Source organism: Allobosea sp. LC85 (genome assembly GCF_000735605.1).
GTDB lineage: Bacteria > Pseudomonadota > Alphaproteobacteria > Rhizobiales > Beijerinckiaceae > Allobosea.
On sequence record NZ_JPKG01000034.1, the window covers coordinates 199,455 to 216,294 of the forward strand.

A 16,840-nucleotide genomic window follows, 5' to 3' on the forward strand; every position below is an offset into this window, starting at 1 on the left:
CCCAGCGGCAGCCTAACGCACGATGCTGCAGCGCGCCATCTTGCCGCAAGACATTCCCCGTCTTGCGGACAACCACCATGCCCATTGCACTCTATGCCCTCACCGCCGGCGCCTTCGGCATCGGCGTCACCGAATTCGTCATCATGGGACTGCTTATCGAAGTCAGCGCCGATCTCGGCGTCTCGATTGCTTCGGCCGGCCTGCTGATCTCCGGCTATGCGCTCGGCGTGGTCGTGGGTGCGCCGCTGATGACCGCCTTCACCGCGCGCTGGCCGCGCAAGACCGTGCTGCTCGCGCTCATGGTCATCTTCACGCTCGGCAACGCTGCCTGCGCGCTGGCGCCTGATTACGCGTTGCTAATGGCGGCGCGCATCCTCACCGCCTTCGCGCATGGCACCTTTTTCGGCGTCGGCTCGGTCGTCGCCACGGGCCTGGTCCCACAGGAGCGCAAGGCCTCGGCGATCGCGATCATGTTCACCGGCCTGACGATCGCCAATATCCTCGGCGTGCCGTTCGGCACCTGGCTCGGGCAGCAGCTCGGCTGGCGCGCCACCTTTTGGGCGGTGACGCTTGTCGGCATCGCCGCGCTCGCGATCATCGCGGCCTTTGTGCCGAAGGATAAGGCGGCACCGGAGGCCAGCGACTGGCGTACCGACCTAAAGGCCATGGCGCAGCGCCCCGTGCTGCTCGGACTGCTGACGACCGTCCTCGGCTTTGCCGGTGTCTTTGCGGTCTTCACCTATATCGCGCCAATCCTGACCAAGGTGACCGGGCTCGGCGACAGCCTGGTCTCGCCGGTCATGCTCGTCTTCGGCGGCGGGTTGATCGTCGGCAACCTGATCGGAGGGCGGCTGGCCGACCGGTACCTGGTCCCGACGGTGATCGGCAGCATGCTCGTCCTGGCGCTGGTGCTCGGCCTGATGACCTTCGCCATTCACGACGGCATCGCAGCCGCCGTCTTCGTCGGGCTGCTCGGCGCCGCCGGCTTCGCGACCGTGCCCCCGCTTCAGATATGGGTGCTGGAGAAGGCCTCCGGGGCTGGCCAGAGCCTCGCCTCCAGCCTCAATATCGCCGCCTTCAATCTCGGCAATGCGCTCGGCGCCTGGGCGGGCGGCGCGGTGATCGTCCACGGGCCCGGCCTGACGGCCGTCCCCCTCGTCGCAGCGCTGATGCCGATCGGCGGCCTGCTGGTCGCACTCTGGAGCCTGCGCCTCGATCGCAAAGCCGCAGTCACCGCACCGGCTTTGAGCGGCTGCTGACCGATTTCATCCAACCAGACCTATCTGCTCGATCGAACATCAAGGAGAACCATCATGGACTATCGCAATCTCGGAGCATCCGGCCTCAAGGTCCCTGCCCTCAGCTTCGGCGCCGGAACCTTCGGCGGCCAAGGGCCGCTCTTCGGCGCCTGGGGCACCACCGACGCCAGGGAAGCCCGGCGACTGGTCGATATCTGCCTTGAAGCGGGTCTCACCTTGTTCGACACCGCCGATGTCTATTCCAACGGAGCATCGGAGGAGGTGCTGGGCGAGGCGATCAAGGGGCGCCGCAACGAGGTGCTGATCTCGACCAAGACCAGCCTTCCGATGGGCGATGGGCCCAACGATGCCGGCTCGTCGCGCCCGCGCCTGATCAAGGCGGTCGAGGATGCGCTCCGCCGGCTCGGTGCCGACCATATCGACCTGTTGCAGCTCCACGCCTTCGACGCGCATACGCCGATCGAGGAGGTCCTGTCGACGCTCGGCGACCTCGTGCGCGCCGGCAAGCTCCGCTATGTCGGCGTCTCCAACTTTGCCGGCTGGGAGCTGATGAAGTCGCTCGCACTGGCGGAAAAGCATGGGCACCCGCGCTATGTCGCGCATCAGGTCTATTACTCGCTGGTCGGGCGCGACTACGAATGGGAACTGATGCCGCTCGGGCGCGACCAGGGCGTCGGCGCACTGGCCTGGAGCCCCCTCGGCTGGGGCCGCCTTACCGGCAAGCTGCGTCGCGGCCAGCCGCTGCCGGAGGGAAGCCGCCTGCACCAGACCGCCGAGTTCGGCCCGCCTGTCGACGATGAGCGGCTTTATTCGGTGGTTGATGCGCTCGACGAGGTCGCCAAGGAGACCGACAGATCGGTGCCGCAAATCGCGATCAACTGGCTGCTTCAGCGCCCGACCGTGTCGAGCGTCATCATCGGTGCCCGCAACGAGGAGCAGCTCCGGCAGAATCTCGGAGCGGTCGGCTGGTCACTGACCGCCGAGCAGATCGCGCGGCTCGATGCAGCAAGCAGCGTGACCGCGCCCTATCCCTATTTCCCCTATCGCCGTCAGGAAGGATTTGCGCGGCTCAACCCGCCCATCGTCTGAGACCGCAGGACACGCCAGCCTGACGCCCGAGCGGCGTCAGGCATTGACCGCGAGCGCAGCCGCGATGGTCATGAGGAGCAAGGCGATCTGCGTGAGCTGAAGCTCGCCCTGGCGGATCCAGTAGGCAAACCAGAGCCCGCCACTCATCATCGACAGCCAGACCAGCGCCATCACGCCGAGCCCCATTGTCGAGAACCAGATTCCCCGCGCCGGAGCCGTGGCAGAAAGACAGGCGCGGATCAGTTCAACCCCGCCAATTCCAAGCAGCGCGGTCGCAAGAACCTGCATCGCGAGGATGCCCGCAAGCGCCAGAACCGACCAGCGATCCGAGCGCAGTGCCCGCCGGAGCAGCGGTGTCGGGATCGCGGGCTCCTCCCTGAGCGGCGTCATCTCCAATGTTCGCGCAATGGCGCCAGCCGCCCCACGGAAGTCGCGGACGTTGTTCAGGACCGTGATCGCCGACCAGAGCGAAAGACCGCAGACCAGCATCGCCTTGAACAGCAGGATCGCTGAGGGCAGATCAGGCATGATCCACGGTTCCGACAGGTTTTGAAGCGCGCTTGAGGAAGACCTGCATCTGCCGGGCGGACTGAATGTCACCTCGCCGTTCGGCAGCCCCAATTCCGCTCTGCCACGCCGTGCACGCCTCTTCCGTCAGACCAGCCTGCAACCGGGCCCGGCCAAGCTGCGCCCACGCCGCCGAATAATCGGGATCAAGCGCGACCGCGCGCTCGAGATGCACGATCGCGGCCGGACCGTCGCCGCATTTCAGGCAGGTCGTGCCGAGGGCGAAGCGGAGAATGTGGTTGTCCGCGCCTGCCTGGAGCCGCGCCGACAGCCTCTCGGTAAGTGCCGCCACGGGCTCAGGCCGGCAAGCGTGACGCGACCACCTCCCAGTCGACCAGGTGATCGAGGAAGGCCTGGAGGTAATCGGCACGGCGGTTGCGATAGTCGACATAGTAGGAATGTTCCCAGACATCGCAGCCGAGCAGCGGAGTCTGGTCATGGACCAGCGGGTTGATCGCGCTGGCTGACTTGGTGATGGCAAGACGCCCTTCCCGCGTCTGCACCAGCCAGACCCAGCCGGAACCGAACTGGGCAAGGCCCTGCTTCACGAACTCGGCCTTCAAGGCATCGATCGTTCCGAAATCGCCCTTCAGCCGGGCTTCCAGCCTGCCGGGCATGCCGCCGGCGTCGCGCCTCATCGATGGCCAGAAGAAATTGTGATTCCAGTGCTGGCCAGCATTGTTGAAGATCGCCTCTGCGCCCGGCTTCTCGAAAGAGCCGCGAATGATCTCCTCAAGGCTCAAGCCATCGAAGGCGGAGCCCGGGACAAGCTCGTTGAGCTTGGTGACATAGGCCTGGTGGTGCTTGCCGTGATGCAGCTCCAGCGTCTCCGCCGACATGACCGGCGCCAGCGCATCGGGAGCATAAGGCAGGCTCGGTAGGATGAAGGGCATCGTCATCTCCAGCGCCAGCTTGCGGCGAGATGCGGCAAGCTCTATAAAACAAGTATAAACTTGGAATATTGGTGCTCCTGAAATATGTCAAGCCAGCACTTGGAAAATGAATCCTCACTGCTCCGCCCACCGGCTGACAGGCTCCTGACCCTGTTGAAGACACGCGGGACGCAGACCGCTTCCGACCTGGGGAAGGCACTTGGCACGACCGGCGAGAACGCGAGGCAGCAGCTCGCGAAGCTCGCGGCCGACGCGCTTGTCGAAGCCGAGACCGTTTCCCGGGGTGTCGGCCGCCCGACCCAGTTCTGGCGCTTGACCGACAAGGGCCAGGCGCGCTTTCCCGACAGCCATGCTGAGCTCACGGTCAGCCTGTTACGGTCGGTGCGCGAGCTCCTGGGCGCAGACGCGCTCGACCGATTGATCGGCGCCCGCGAGAACGAGATGCGAACCGCCTATCAGGCGGCCATGGTGGACGCCGAGGGGCTGGAGACCCGCATCGCGGCGCTCACCCAGATCCGGAGCCGCGAAGGCTATATGGCCGAATGGCAGCGAACGAAGGATGGCTGGCTTCTGATCGAGAACCACTGCCCGATCTGCGCCGCCGCGTCGATCTGCCAGGGATTTTGCCGCGCCGAGCTCGCGATATTCAGAGGCGCGCTCGGACCGGATTGCTCGATCGAACGGGAGGAGCACATACTTCATGGCGCGCGGCGCTGCGCCTACCGGATTCGGCAGGAGCCGCCTTCAACATAGGGGGTGCAGCGGCCAGCGTCCCAGAATTTCGTATCGGCTCTGCCCCTGGAAGCTCTCGATCAGGACAAAGTCGCGGGCAACCCAGCCGATCGGCCGCTCGAGCCCCATGGAGGGTACGAGTTCGCGGTCGTACAATATGGTGACATGTGGCGTAGAGCCTGCCTGACCACCGGGCTTCAGCCCGACCCTCTTGAGCGCCCGATCGATGTTGCGGCGTAGTGTCGAGAGGGCGGCGAGGTCCTCCCCGCAGCACAGGACAAAGGCGTGAGGCTCGCCGCCACTGAAACTGAGAAAACGATCAAGGCTCACGGCGAACTGATGGGCCTCGACCATGCGGCCCGCTTCCAGCGCCGCGGCGACGATCTCCTCGGGCAGTTCGATGAAATTGCCGACCTTGTTCAATGAGACGTGGAGCAGTCTCGTCGGACGCAGCCGGCCATGCAGGTTGAACTCGGCGCGAAGATCGCCAGCGAGATGGGCAATGTTGCTCGCGGTATCCGGCTCCGGCAGGAGGGCGAAGAAGATCGCGACGCTTTCGCGACTGCCTGCCCGGGGTGGGCCGCGAAGATTCTGCGGCAGACTGAGATCCGGCATCGGCAGATCACACACGTCGACAGGCGTCATCTCGCACCTCGCTCTCGACCTGTCCGGCAAGCCGCCCGACCGCTACCGCAGCACGAAATCCGATACCTCTTGTCCTGCTGCCCGCTAGCCAGGCCCTCCAATCGCAGCGCGACCGACCTCAGCGCCCTGATGCTCGCCGGAGGGGGATCAGGGCGCGCACTCGATCAAGAGATTTTGGAGCTTTCAAGGCAGCCGCGATCCGAGCTTCACCTCGTTCAGCACCTCGCTATGGTCTGCCAGGTCGCGCGCCAGTCCGGGCGGCAGGATCTGCGCGAGACTGGCCTGTGCCCTGCGCCAGACGGGCAGAGCCTCCTGCAGCCGCCGCAGGCCGGCTTCGGTCAGCCACACCGCACGACGGCGCAGGTCCGCCTCCACTAGCGTGATCTCGATGAGCCCCTCGCGCTCCAGCGTACGCAGATTGCGCGACAGGGTCGATTGTTCGAGCCCGGTCCGTTGGGCGAGCGCACTGAGCGTATCGTCGCCGATGGTCGCGATCTGCGCCATCAGCCCGGCTTGCGCCGCCGTGAGGCCAAGACCCGCCATTTGCCGATCGAGGAACAGGGTGATGCGCCGCGCCGCCAGCCGGGCATTCCAGGCCGGGCAAGCGTCGACCAGGGCGCGAGCCTCATTTCGCAGGCTGCCTTGCGATTGCTTCCCAGCTTTCATGGTTATATGCATCTACAATAAATGTAGATGCATGGAAATAGGCCGCCGCGCATTCCGCACGCGCCTCGTTCCCTCATATGGCAGGCGTCAAATGGCTTCATTCGTCCTGAAACGTGTCTACGAGCAGCCGGCTGCTGCAGACGGCAGGCGCATCCTGATCGACCGGCTTTGGCCGCGCGGCATCTCCAGGGAAAAAGCGCATATCGATCTCTGGCTCAAGGAGATCGCGCCGAGCGATGCCCTGCGGAAGCAGTTTCACGACAAGCCGAATGATTGGGATGCGTTCTGCGCAGCCTATGCGGACGAACTGACAGGCGAAGCGGCGCAAGCTGCCGCTAGGGAACTCTTCCAGCACTTGCGCGAGGGTCCGGTTACCCTGCTCTACGCGGCGCGCGACGAAGAGCGGAACAATGCGGTTGCGCTCAAGATCTGGCTGGAAAAGCAAGGCGCCTGAGATGAATCATCCGGACCGCACCATCCTGGACCTCGTCGGCAACACCACCCTCCTCGCCCTGCGGCGGATCGCACCGGCGAACGGCGCCCGGATCCTGCTGAAGCTCGAAAGCGAAAACCCGACAGGGAGCATGAAGGACCGGATGGCGCTCGCGATGATCGAGGCCGCCGAAGCGGACGGCCGCCTGAAGCCGGGAGGCTCCGTCGTTGAATATACCGGCGGCAACACAGGCGTATCCCTGTCCCTGGTCTGCGCAGTGAAGGGCTACCCGCTGCATATCGTGACCTCGGACGCCTTCGCGCGTGAGAAGCTCGAGCACATGAAGGTGCTGGGCGCCCAGCTTCAGATCATTCCCAGCGAGAGCGGTCGCATGACCGAGAAACTCACCCGCGACATGATCGAAGCCGCCCGGGTCATTGCCGCCGAGACCGGCAGCTTCTGGACCGACCAGATGAAGAATCGGGACCAGATGGCGGCCTATCACCAGATGGCTGACGAGATCTGGACGCAGACGAAGGGCAGGATCGACGGCTTCGTCCAGTGCGTCGGCACCGCCGCCTCGCTTCGCGGAACCGGCGAGGCGCTGCGCCGCCGCACCCCCACGATCGCGATCACGGCTGTGGAGCCCGCCGAGTCTCCGGTGCTGTCGGGCGGCGAGACCGGTGCCCACAGGATCGACGGGATAGGCGCCGGCTATGTCGTGCCGCTCTGGGACAAGGACGTCTCCGACCGGATCGAACGGGTTTCGACGGAAGAGGCAGCCGCCATGGCCAGCCGCCTTACCCGAGAGGAAGGCCTCTTCGGCGGAACGTCGACAGGGGCCAATGTCGTCGCGGCGCTACGCCTCGCCGAGCAACTCGGCCCCGACGCGACCATCGTCACCGTGATGTGCGATACCGGCATGAAGTATCTCAGCAAGCGCTGAGGCGCCGGTCCGACAGTTGCACGACGTCCGTTCCTCTTCGACGGGATGGAACAGGCGGTGGCAAGCGACAACAGATCATGGCGACGCGCTATGCCTCCTGAACTTCAGGCCATGAGCCTGGGCAGTGCCGTTGCCAGTGCGTCGACGGCAAGGCGGACCTTGCGCGGCAGATGAGGCGTCTGCAGCCAGAGCGCATAGTTGTCGAACACATATCCCGGCTCATCCGGCAACAACGGCACAAGTGTGCCCGCCTGAATGCGTTCGCGAACCAGCCACGATGGCAGCCACGCAAGCCCCATGCCGGAAATTGCAGCATCGGCCACCGCATCAAGGTCGTCGAGCCGCAACCGGCCGCTTGGCACAACCTCCACCGGAGGCTGGCCCTCACGCGCGAACAGCCACGGGTGGACCCAGCCCGGCCGGCTGTAGATGACGGCGTGATGCCGGCCGAGTTCTTCGATCTGCCCTGGCCGGCCGTGTGTCTCGAGATAGGACGGCGACGCGCAGACGAGCATGCGGTGACGCGCGATGCGTCGCGCGATCACGCCGGTCTTGTCCGCCAGGTCGCCGGTCAGGATGGCGAGATCATAGCCACCCTCGGCAAGATCGACGATGCGGTCGCTGAATGACAGATCAAGCTCCAACGCCGGATATTGCTGCGCAAGCTCCAGCAGGATGGGCGCAACGCAGCGTCGGCCAAGCAGTGCGGGCACGGTGACACGCAGCCTTCCGCGCGGTTCTGAAAGCTGGTCGGCAGCGAGCGCATCTGCTGCCTCCGCTTCGGCCAGGACCACCCGGCAGCGGTCGTAATAGGTGCGCCCGAAATCCGTCAGGCTCTGACGGCGTGTGGTGCGGTTGATGAGGCGCACGCCCAGCCGTTCCTCGAGAAAGCGGACATGCTTGCCGACCATCGGCGCCAACAGATCGAGTGCCTCGGCGGCAGCCGCGAACGAGCCCAAATCTACGGCTTTGACGAACACGGCCATGCTCGTAAGGCGATCCATCCTTCAAAACCCGCAGTTTCGACTGCTCTGCTCAACGATCAACACCCGTCTTGACGGGACGCGAGAACAAAGCGAAAACATTCGAAGTGGATTGGGGAGGCAGCGATTGCCTAAGCACATTCCGGAAGACCCGGCGGATCTATTTCGTCACGTGAGCGCCGAGAAGGCCGCATTCTACCGCTGCATCATGAACGTCTTCGCGGCGGCAAAGCGGCAATATCGTCTGCAGTTGAGGCCGGATGAAGTGCTTGCCGAAGCCCAATGGCCGGACGGGCCGCCACGCATCGAGGAAGTCAATGTGGCGCTCGGCCAGCTTGCGGAATGGGGTAATCTCGAATCGCACCCCGACACCGCACGGGTCTCCAGCCTCAGCGACTTCTACCGCGCACGCTTTCTCTATCGGCTATCACAGGGAGGCGAGGCGGTGGAATCGGCGTTGGCGATGTTCGTGCAGACCCTGCAACGCCGCGCCGAACTGCAAACGGTCGCGCTTGAAGACATAGCGAGCCGGTTGCAGGCCCTTCAGGCACTGGCTGGTGCTGCCGCCCCTGACGTGGCCAAGATCCACGAAACGCTGCGGGACCTTGTGCGCGTCTTCGAAGGCCTGGCCGAGAACGCGCAGGCCTTCATGGCCGGGGTCGCGCGCAGCATCGAGTTGCAGCAGGCCGAAGCGGGCGCAGTCGCGAACTACAAGAAGCGGCTGATCGACTATCTCGAACGCTTCATGGGCGATCTGGTGCGCCGTTCCGATACGATCGCCCGCCTCATTCTGGCTTTGGAACCGAACATCGACGCGCTGCTTGGGCAGGTGGCCGAGCGCGAATCGCGCGACGCGGCCCCCGGTGGCGCGCAGGATCAGGCCGAGTCGTGGAAAGGCTACCTGGACGCCTGGCGAGAGCGCTGGAAGGGTCTGCGCGGCTGGTTCCTCAGCACTGGCCACGAGCCGCCGCAAGCCGAACTGTTGCGGGCGCGGGCACGGTCCGCCATCCCGCAGCTCCTGGCGGCGATCGCCGCGCTCAACGAGCGGCGCAGCGGCCGCAGCGATCGCTCCGCCGACTTCCGCTTGCTCGCCGGCTGGTTTGCCGCCTGCGCAGACAACGGCGAGGCACACCGGCTTGCGCGGGCTGCCTTCGCTCTCAATCCGGCACGGCATTTCTCGCTCAACGCCAACGCGGACGCCGAGCTGCCGGCCAACACCTCCTGGGCCGACGCGGCGCCGCTCAAGATTCACCCGCGTCTGCGCGAGTACGGCGAAGCGGCCCCGCGCGGACCGCTGCCGCGCGTGCGAGACCGCGCCGAAGAGCGCGCGTTCCTGGCACTCCAGCTCGCGGAGGAATCACTTCAGGTCGAAGCGGCGCGCAAGCGTCTCGCCACCAGCCGCCCGGCGCGGCTTTCGGATCTGGGCGAACTCGACACGCATACCTTCGGCCTGTTCCTGGGCCTGCTCGGAGAAGCGCTGAGCGAACAGGCCGGGCCGGAGGCCCCGGTGGAACGGCAGACGGGCGACGGCCTGCTGCACATTCACCTGCGGCCGCTCGCCCGCGACAGCCACGCCAGGATCGAAACGCCGTACGGCGTCTTTGCCGGGCGTGACCATCTGATCACCATCACGCCTCTGCACGGCCGATGAAAGCGGCAAACAGGTTAAGCGACGGCCGGAACATCGGCCTGCAGCAGCAGCGCTTCCAGCGCGAGGAATTTCGCGCCTGCGTGCGCGCGCTGCTGATGACGCCTTTGATGAGCCCCGCAGATGACGATTTCGCCGCCGTGCGCCGCCAGGCCGAAGCGTTGCGCGAATGGTTTTCGCGCGAGGCCGGCTGGATATTGCAGGTCGAGCGCGAAGGCGCGCGCCTCTACAAGCGTCCGGGAAACCTGAGCGACGCCATGCGCGGCCTTCCCGGCTACGACCGTCGCCGCTACGTGCTGCTTTGCCTCGCCTGCGCGGTGCTCGAACGCGCCGACCCGCAGATCACCCTACGGCTGCTGGGCGAGAGGCTGCTGGAACTCGCCGCCGAGCCGGCGCTCGACTTCACCTTCACGCTCGAGGCGCAACACGAGCGTCGCGAACTCGTGTCGGTGTGCCGCACATTGCTGGGCCTCGGGGTGCTGCACCGCGTCGCCGGCGACGAAGAGACATTCGTGCAGGCGGGAGGCGATCAGGCCGACGCGCTGTACGACGTGCAGCGCCGCATGCTCGCCGGCATGCTGGCGGCGGTGCGTGGTCCGTCCACCTGGATACCGGAAGAAGCGCCCGTGACGCTCGAAGCGCGGCTGCACGCCATGGTCGACGAACATGTTGCGGACAGCGAGGAAGGCCGTCGCACGGCGCTGCGCCACCAACTCGCGCGCCGACTTCTCGACGACCCGGTCGTCTATGTCGAAACGCTGGATGCGGAAGCCAGCGCCTATTTCTTCAACCAGCGCGGAACGATGGCCGCCCGCCTGTGCGATGCCGCCGGCCTGGTGGCGGAACAGCGCGCGGAAGGTTTGGCACTCGTCGACGAAGGCGGCCTGCTGACCGATGTGGCGATGCCAGCCGAAGGCACCGATGCCCATGTGACGCTGCTCGTCGCCGAGCATCTGGCCGCTGGCCAAAGGCAGCGGCGAAAGGATGGCGCCGGCACGGCGCAGGCTCACGTCATGCGGGAGCACGACATTGCCGACTTCCTGCACGAGGTCAAAGGCCAGTACGGGCGCTACTGGCGCAAATCGGCGCGCGAGCCCGGCGCCGAACGCGAGCTCGCGGCAATCGCTATCGATCGGCTGGAAAAGCTGCAACTGGCGGTGCGAAAAGCCGGCGTGGTGCACCCGCTGCCGGCCCTCGCCCGCTTTGCGATGGGCGAGGCCGAACTTCGCGAAACCCGCAATGCGCCCGCCCAGGCCATCGACTCTCTGTTCGGCCCGACATGAACGACCGCTTTAACCCGCTCGCTTCGCCACTGGAAAAGCCCGCGCTACCGACACCGACGCGGCAGCGCTGGCAGCCTCTGCGGCTGGGTCTGGTGGAGCTCTATCACTATGACAGCGAGGAATTCTGGTTCCGCGACGGCCATCTGCTGCTGCGCGGCAACAACGGCACCGGCAAGTCCAAGGTGCTGTCGCTGACGCTGCCGTTCCTGCTTGACGCTCAGCTCAAATCCTCACGCATCGAGCCCGACGGAGACGCCGGCAAGAGGATGGCTTGGAATCTGCTGATGAACAGCCAGGACCGGCGCAACGGCTATGCGTGGATCGAGTTCGGCCGCGTCGCGGAAGACGGCACGCCGCATTATCTCTCGCTCGGCGTCGGCCTCTCGGCAGCGGCCGCACGCCCACAGGTCGACAGTTGGTTCTTCCTGCTGGAAGACGCCGACGGCGCGCCGCGCATCAACCAGGATCTGTGGCTGACGAGCGAGCACCGGATCGTGCTGACCAGGGAGCGCCTGCGCGATGCGCTCGAAGGCCGTGGCCAGGTGTTCGACACCGCCGCCAGCTATCGCCGCGCGGTCGACGAGCGCCTGTTCCATCTGGGCGCCAAGCGCTACGACGCGCTGATGGACACGCTGATCCAGCTTCGCCAGCCGCAGCTTTCCAGGAAACCCGATGAAACTGCGCTGTCGAACGCGCTGACCGAGGCCCTGCCGCCGCTGGCGCCCGAACTGCTCGGGGACGTCGCCGAGGCGCTCGGACAGCTCGAGGAAGACCGCCGACAGCTCGAAGAGTATCAGGCGCTGGCCAAGGCCGTCGGCCGCTTCGAGGAGCGTTATCGCGTCTATGCCGGCACGCAGACCCGCCGGCAGGCACGCCTGCTGCGCCAGGCCCAGACGGAGTTCGACAATGCCAGCCGGGCACGCGGCGAAGCCCAGGCCCGGTTCGACGAAGCGCAAGCGCGGGAAGCGCTCGCCCAGACGGCTCATGACGAATCGGAAATCGTGTTGGCGCGCGGGCGAGCGCGGCTTGACGCCTTGCGCTCCGATCCGACGATGCAGGACGCCAACCGCCTCGAAAACGCCGAGAGGGAGATGGCTGCGCGCCGGCAAGCGACGCAGAAAGCCGCGGCGGCGGTCGAGCAGGCAGGCCGGCGGCTGGGACTCAGCACCGAGGAAACCGGGCACACCGCCCGACGCGCAGAGCAGGTGGAACGCGCCTTGGCCGAGCTGCGCCGGCAAAGTGCCGTTCACGCCGACGCGGCAGGCATCGCCGGCCAGCACACCGCAAGCCCGCTCGCCGCATTCGAGACTTCCGCGCTGGTCGAGCTGATGCAGCCTGCTTTCGACAGAGCCTGCGCCGAGCTTCGCAACCTCGTCGCCGGCCGGCGTGAGCAGATCGCCTTATTGCGTCGCCGCCACGGCGAAGTCGCGCGAGCCGAGGCGGACTATATGCGCCGGCGCGAAACCCAGGACGAGCGGCAGGTCGAAGCCGAAGAGGCTGCCGAACGTCGTACGCAGGCCGATGCCGAAGTCGAGCGTCAAGGCCGGGATCTGGCGGAAAGCTGGGATCGCCACGTCATCGGCCTGAAGCAACTGCAAGTCGATGCTGATGCCAAGTTCGCAGCCTTGACGGCGCTGGCGGAATGGGCGGCGACGCTGCAAGGCGACAATCCCGCCCGGCACCTGCTGCAATCGGCACATGAAGCGGCCAGCTTCACGTTGACGCAACGTCGTGCGGCGCTCGACAGCCAACGGCAGGCGCTGGAGGGGGAAAGCGGGGCGCTCGAAGACGAACGCCAGCGCCTGGAAGCCGGCGACGACATGGTGCCGCCCCTGCCCTACACGCGCGACGCTTCCGTCCGGGATGCACGTGAGGGCGCGCCATTCTGGCAAGTGGTGGATTTTCGCGACGCGGTGGCTGCCCCGCAGCGCGCCGGCCTTGAGGCTGCGCTCGAAGCCGCGGGGCTGCTCGATGCGTGGATTTCGCCGGACGGCCGCCTTCAGGCCGGCGACGATGGGGCGCCGCTATACGACACACAGGTCCTGGAACGGCGAAAGTCTTCTCCATCGCTTGCCGACTTTATGGAAGTCACGGTGCCGGCCGGCTGTACCGTGCCGGCCGTCATCGTCGAGCGCGTGCTGTCCGGCATCGCCTGCGCGGATGACGACCCAATCGACACCGAAGCCTGGATCGCCGCCGACGGCCGATATCGTCTCGGCGCCCTTTTCGGCGGCTGGGCCAAGCCGGCGGCGGTCTATATCGGACACGCGGCCCGTGCCGCGGCCCGCACGCGGCGGTTGGCCGAGATTGCCGAGCGCCTGGCGCAGCTTTCCGACGAATTGGCTGCCGTGCAGGGCATGACCAAGCAGCTCGCGCTGGATCGCGAGCAGTCCGACGAAGAGTGGCGTCGGGCGCCCGCCGACGAGATGCTGCGTGGCGCTCACCTGGCCGCCGTTGCCAGCGCCCGCGCCGCTCGTCTGGCCAGTGAAAGGCTGGCCGAAGCGGATATGCGGTGCCGCGAGGCCGAACAGGCGCTCAAGGCCGTGCGCGAACAGCTCGCAACGGACGCCGCCGACCTGCGCCTGCCCGGATCGCCCGAGGCACTGCCCGCCGTCGAAACGGAACTGGATCAGTATCGCGACACGCAGGTCCGGCTCGAGCAAGCCGCCCACGGGTTGCGTCTGGCGCTGCCCGAATGGCAGCGGCAACTTGCCCGGGAGAACGAAGCGCGGAGCGATCTTCAGCAGCACGAGCAGGAGTCCGCGGCGGCCCGTGTCGAAGCGGAAGAGGCCCTTGCCCGGCTCGAAGTGCTGCGCGACATGGTCGGCGCCAAGGTCGAAGAATTGCAGCGGCAGCTCACCCAAGCCCGCGTCACGGTCGAAGCCGGAGAGGGCGCGCTGAAGCTCGCCGGTGACGCCCTGCGCAAGGCGGGCGAGATGCGGGCGGTCGCGAACCAACAGGCCGAGACCGCGACCAGCGTCTTGCACGGGCGCGGCGAGGCGCGCGCCCAGGCGATCTCCAAATTGCAGCAGTTTGCCGGCACCGGCCTGCTTTCGGCCGCGCTGCCGCGAGTCGAACTGCCGGACATGGCGGCCCAGTGGACGATCGATCCGGCTCTGACATTGGCCAGGCGGGCGGAACAGGAACTGTCGAACCTCAAGGACGACGACGAGGCGTGGGCGCGCGTGCAGCGCCAGATCGCCGAGGCACTGACCGAGTTGCAGCGCGCGCTCGGCGCGCTGGGCCACCAGGCCCAGGCCGACCCAAGCGATTGGGGGTTCAGCGTGGACATCATCTACCAGAACCGGCGCGAACGGCCGGACCGCCTCGCTGACCGACTCGCCGAAGAGATCAGCCAGCGCAGCGAATTGCTGACCGCCAGCGAGCGGACCGTTCTGGAGAACCATCTGCAGGCCGAGATCGCTGCTGAAATCCAGCGTCTGCTGCAAGCCGCCGAACGGCAGGTCGACGCCATCAACAGGGAGCTGCACAAGCGTCCCACCTCGACCGGCGTGCGCTATCGGCTGCAATGGCAGCCGCTGTCCGAGGAGGAAGGCGCGCCGGTGGGCCTCGACGTGGCGCGCAAGCGCCTGCTCAACACCAGCTCGGACCTCTGGTCGGCGGAAGACCGGCGCGTCGTCGGAGCGATGCTGCAGCAGCGCATCTCGGCCGAGCGGGAGCGTGCCGATTCCAGCAGCGGAAAGGACAGCGGCACCCTGCTCGACCAACTCGCGCGCGCCCTGGACTATCGTCATTGGCACCGTTTTCGCGTCGAACGCTGGCAGGAGGGGCATTGGCGCAAGCTTTCCGGCCCCGCCTCGAGCGGCGAGCGGGCACTCGGCCTGACAGTGCCGCTGTTCGCCGCGGTCGCCAGCTTCTACAATCAGGGCAGCCATGCCCTGGCGCCGCGGCTGATGCTGCTCGACGAAGCCTTTGCCGGCATCGACGACACGGCGCGCGCGCACTGCATGGGGCTGATCCGCGAGTTCGACCTGGACTTCGTCATCACCAGCGAGCGCGAGTGGGCCTGCTACGCTGAACTGCCGGGCGTCGCCATCTGCCAATTGCAGCGGCGCGAAGGAATCGATGCCGTGTTCGTGTCGCGATGGACTTGGGACGGACGAGAGAAGAAACCCGAGGCCGATCCCGATCGCAGATTTGCGCCGGCATGAACGAGCAGGTCGACCCGCGGCTTCAACGCCTGCTCGGCGGCAAGCATCTCGCTTCGCTGCGCAAGCGGCTGCGCCAGCGTTTCGAGCGCGCGCCGCTCGACGAGGCCGTCGAATACATTCGCGTCGGCGAACTCAGCGCGGAGGAACACGAAGCGCTGGCCTCGCTGCTCGGCCGCCCGCAGCGCCGCTCCAAGTCATTGCAGATCGACGTCCACCGCGTCGATGCCGACCTGCGGCGCGCCGGGCTCGCCCCTTCCCTGCGCGAGGCCCTAGAGAAGCTCGACGGTCCCATCCCTCACCTCGCGGGGGCGCGTCTGCGGCTGCAAACGCTATGGTCGGGCGTCATCGACGGGTGCGGCCACCCTGGCCTGGCTGGCCTGCTCGGGACGCCGGCGGGCATCGGCCTGCTCAAGCGGCTCGCGCGGCAGGAGCCGGCAATGGCGGGGGAGCTTTGCCGGCGTGCAGAAGAGGTGCTGCGGCATTTGCCGGCAAACGGCATCACGCGTTCGCAACTGGCCGCGGACGTACTGGGCGATGCCCACGCGCTCGACAATGGCCGCGGGGTCGCGGCGCTCGTGCTGGCCGTCTGGCGCCGGGCCGCCGCGCCCGCGGCCGATGAAGATAGCGATACGTTGCCGGAGCCGGGGGAGAACGCCGATCCGGAGCCGGCCGGCGGTGCGGAGCGGGCGCGCGACACATGGGCCAGGGCAGGCGTTCTGGTCAACGAGCTGGCACGCCCGGCCTTGTTCCTGAACCTGCCGATAGGCGAAGCCGGAAGCGATTGCCGGCCCTTGGGAGAACCGTCCTATGCATCGCTGCGATTGCTGCTGCGTTCGCCGCCGCGATGGGATGCGGCGGGCCGCACCGTTTTCGTATGCGAAAATCCCAACCTGCTCGCTATCGCCGTGGACCGATGGGGCGCCGGCTGCGCGCCGCTGATCTGCACCGACGGCATGCCCGCCGCCGCGCAACGATGTCTCCTGTCGCAGCTCGCGCAGGCGGGCGCACGGCTCCGCTATCACGGCGATTTCGACTGGCCCGGAGTGCGCATCGGCAACCATGTCATGCGCGAACATGGCGCGGAGCCATGGCGCTTTGGCGCCGTCGACTATCTAGCCGCTGTGCAAACGGCGCCGAACCCCGCCCATTCCCTCAAGGGGAACCCGGTCGAAGCATCATGGGACGGGGCGCTGACGCTCGCCATGCAAGAACGGCGCGTGGCCATCGCCGAGGAGGCCCTTGCCGCTTCGTTGTTGCAGGATCTCTGTGATCGATAAAGCTGCCTTCTTCATAGAAGAACGTATTTTCAGCGGCCCATCATATAGACACCTGCCTTTGGGGATCAGACATAGCTGATAGGCTCGTGCATTCACACGAACGCATGGAACCTTTGACAACCCAGTCTCGGGTTCCTCCCGTTCGTCGTCGCCAGCGAGCGCCGGCATGATCTCTGACATAGCTGCGATATTAGAATTCTAAGAGGGGTCGCGATCGACATCGATCGCGACCCCTGTTCAGATGGAA

General features: G+C 66.6%; 15 protein-coding genes. 9 read left to right on the top strand and 6 right to left on the bottom strand.

Annotation, left to right across the window (positions count from 1 at the left end):
- The first annotated feature begins 77 nt into the window (after positions 1-77).
- Together FG93_RS18200 and FG93_RS18205 are read left to right on the top strand one after the other, a co-directional pair.
- A complete protein-coding gene (locus tag FG93_RS18200) occupies positions 78-1,259 on the top strand; it encodes an MFS transporter (protein ID WP_043236827.1) in 1,182 nt (393 codons plus the stop codon).
- Positions 1,260-1,313: 54 nt separating this feature from the next.
- A complete protein-coding gene (locus FG93_RS18205; protein ID WP_043236828.1) occupies positions 1,314-2,348 on the top strand; it encodes an aldo/keto reductase in 1,035 nt (344 codons plus the stop codon).
- Positions 2,349-2,384: 36 nt separating this feature from the next.
- Here the strand turns inward: FG93_RS18205 and FG93_RS18210 are convergent, their stop codons facing one another.
- Genes FG93_RS18210 through FG93_RS18220 form a run of 3 tightly spaced genes read right to left on the bottom strand, consistent with a single transcriptional unit; the run spans position 2,385 to position 3,808 of the window.
- Positions 2,385-2,876 (bottom strand): DUF2165 family protein, encoded by a 492-nt coding sequence (locus FG93_RS18210; RefSeq protein ID WP_043236829.1) that lies wholly within the window; start codon positions 2,874-2,876, stop codon positions 2,385-2,387.
- A complete protein-coding gene (locus FG93_RS18215; protein ID WP_043236831.1) occupies positions 2,869-3,207 on the bottom strand; it encodes a tetratricopeptide repeat protein in 339 nt (112 codons plus the stop codon). Before FG93_RS18215 ends, FG93_RS18210 begins: the two co-directional genes overlap by 8 nt.
- Positions 3,208-3,211: 4 nt before the next feature.
- Positions 3,212-3,808: a superoxide dismutase gene (locus tag FG93_RS18220; protein ID WP_043236921.1), complete on the bottom strand. Its 597-nt coding sequence runs from the start codon at positions 3,806-3,808 to the stop codon at positions 3,212-3,214.
- Between the two features lie 312 nt (positions 3,809-4,120).
- On the opposite strand from FG93_RS18220, the gene FG93_RS18225 reads away from it, so the two are divergent.
- Positions 4,121-4,561: a hypothetical protein gene (locus FG93_RS18225; RefSeq protein WP_348270483.1), complete on the top strand. Its 441-nt coding sequence runs from the start codon at positions 4,121-4,123 to the stop codon at positions 4,559-4,561.
- Here the strand turns inward: FG93_RS18225 and FG93_RS18230 are convergent.
- On the bottom strand, positions 4,553-5,185 hold the full coding sequence (locus FG93_RS18230; RefSeq protein ID WP_081881633.1) for a 2'-5' RNA ligase family protein: 633 nt from the start codon (positions 5,183-5,185) through the stop codon (positions 4,553-4,555). The two genes, FG93_RS18225 and FG93_RS18230, sit on opposite strands and share 9 nt — an antisense overlap.
- 183 nt (positions 5,186-5,368) lie before the next feature.
- Positions 5,369-5,851, bottom strand: coding sequence for a MarR family winged helix-turn-helix transcriptional regulator (locus FG93_RS18235; protein WP_152579500.1), 483 nt, complete (start codon positions 5,849-5,851; stop codon positions 5,369-5,371).
- 91 nt (positions 5,852-5,942) lie between these two features.
- On the opposite strand from FG93_RS18235, the gene FG93_RS18240 reads away from it, so the two are divergent.
- Together FG93_RS18240 and FG93_RS18245 are read left to right on the top strand one after the other, a co-directional pair.
- Positions 5,943-6,305 carry a DUF488 domain-containing protein gene (locus FG93_RS18240; protein ID WP_043236835.1) on the top strand — a complete coding sequence of 121 codons (363 nt, stop codon included), beginning with the start codon at positions 5,943-5,945 and terminating at the stop codon, positions 6,303-6,305.
- Between the two features lies 1 nt (position 6,306).
- Positions 6,307-7,230, top strand: a complete 924-nt coding sequence (locus FG93_RS18245; RefSeq protein WP_043236836.1) for a PLP-dependent cysteine synthase family protein — start codon at positions 6,307-6,309, stop codon at positions 7,228-7,230.
- 104 nt (positions 7,231-7,334) lie between these two features.
- On the opposite strand, the gene FG93_RS18250 is transcribed toward FG93_RS18245, so the two are convergent.
- Entirely contained in the window at positions 7,335-8,234 is a 900-nt protein-coding gene (locus FG93_RS18250; RefSeq protein WP_043236838.1) for a LysR family transcriptional regulator, read from the bottom strand.
- A 106-nt stretch (positions 8,235-8,340) separates the two neighbouring features.
- Here FG93_RS18250 and FG93_RS18255 point away from each other — a divergent pair, with 106 nt between their 5' ends.
- The 4 genes from FG93_RS18255 to FG93_RS18270 are packed head-to-tail and all read left to right on the top strand — an operon-like array spanning position 8,341 to position 16,593.
- A complete protein-coding gene (locus FG93_RS18255; protein WP_043236839.1) occupies positions 8,341-9,864 on the top strand; it encodes a TIGR02677 family protein in 1,524 nt (507 codons plus the stop codon).
- On the top strand, positions 9,861-11,144 hold the full coding sequence (locus FG93_RS18260) for a TIGR02678 family protein (protein WP_043236841.1): 1,284 nt from the start codon (positions 9,861-9,863) through the stop codon (positions 11,142-11,144). Before FG93_RS18255 ends, FG93_RS18260 begins: the two co-directional genes overlap by 4 nt.
- Positions 11,141-15,316 (top strand): TIGR02680 family protein, encoded by a 4,176-nt coding sequence (locus FG93_RS18265; RefSeq protein ID WP_052513909.1) that lies wholly within the window; start codon positions 11,141-11,143, stop codon positions 15,314-15,316. The genes FG93_RS18260 and FG93_RS18265 overlap by 4 nt, the downstream gene beginning before the upstream one ends.
- Positions 15,313-16,593 (top strand): TIGR02679 family protein, encoded by a 1,281-nt coding sequence (locus FG93_RS18270; protein WP_043236843.1) that lies wholly within the window; start codon positions 15,313-15,315, stop codon positions 16,591-16,593. The genes FG93_RS18265 and FG93_RS18270 overlap by 4 nt, the downstream gene beginning before the upstream one ends.
- Positions 16,594-16,840: the final 247 nt, after the last annotated feature.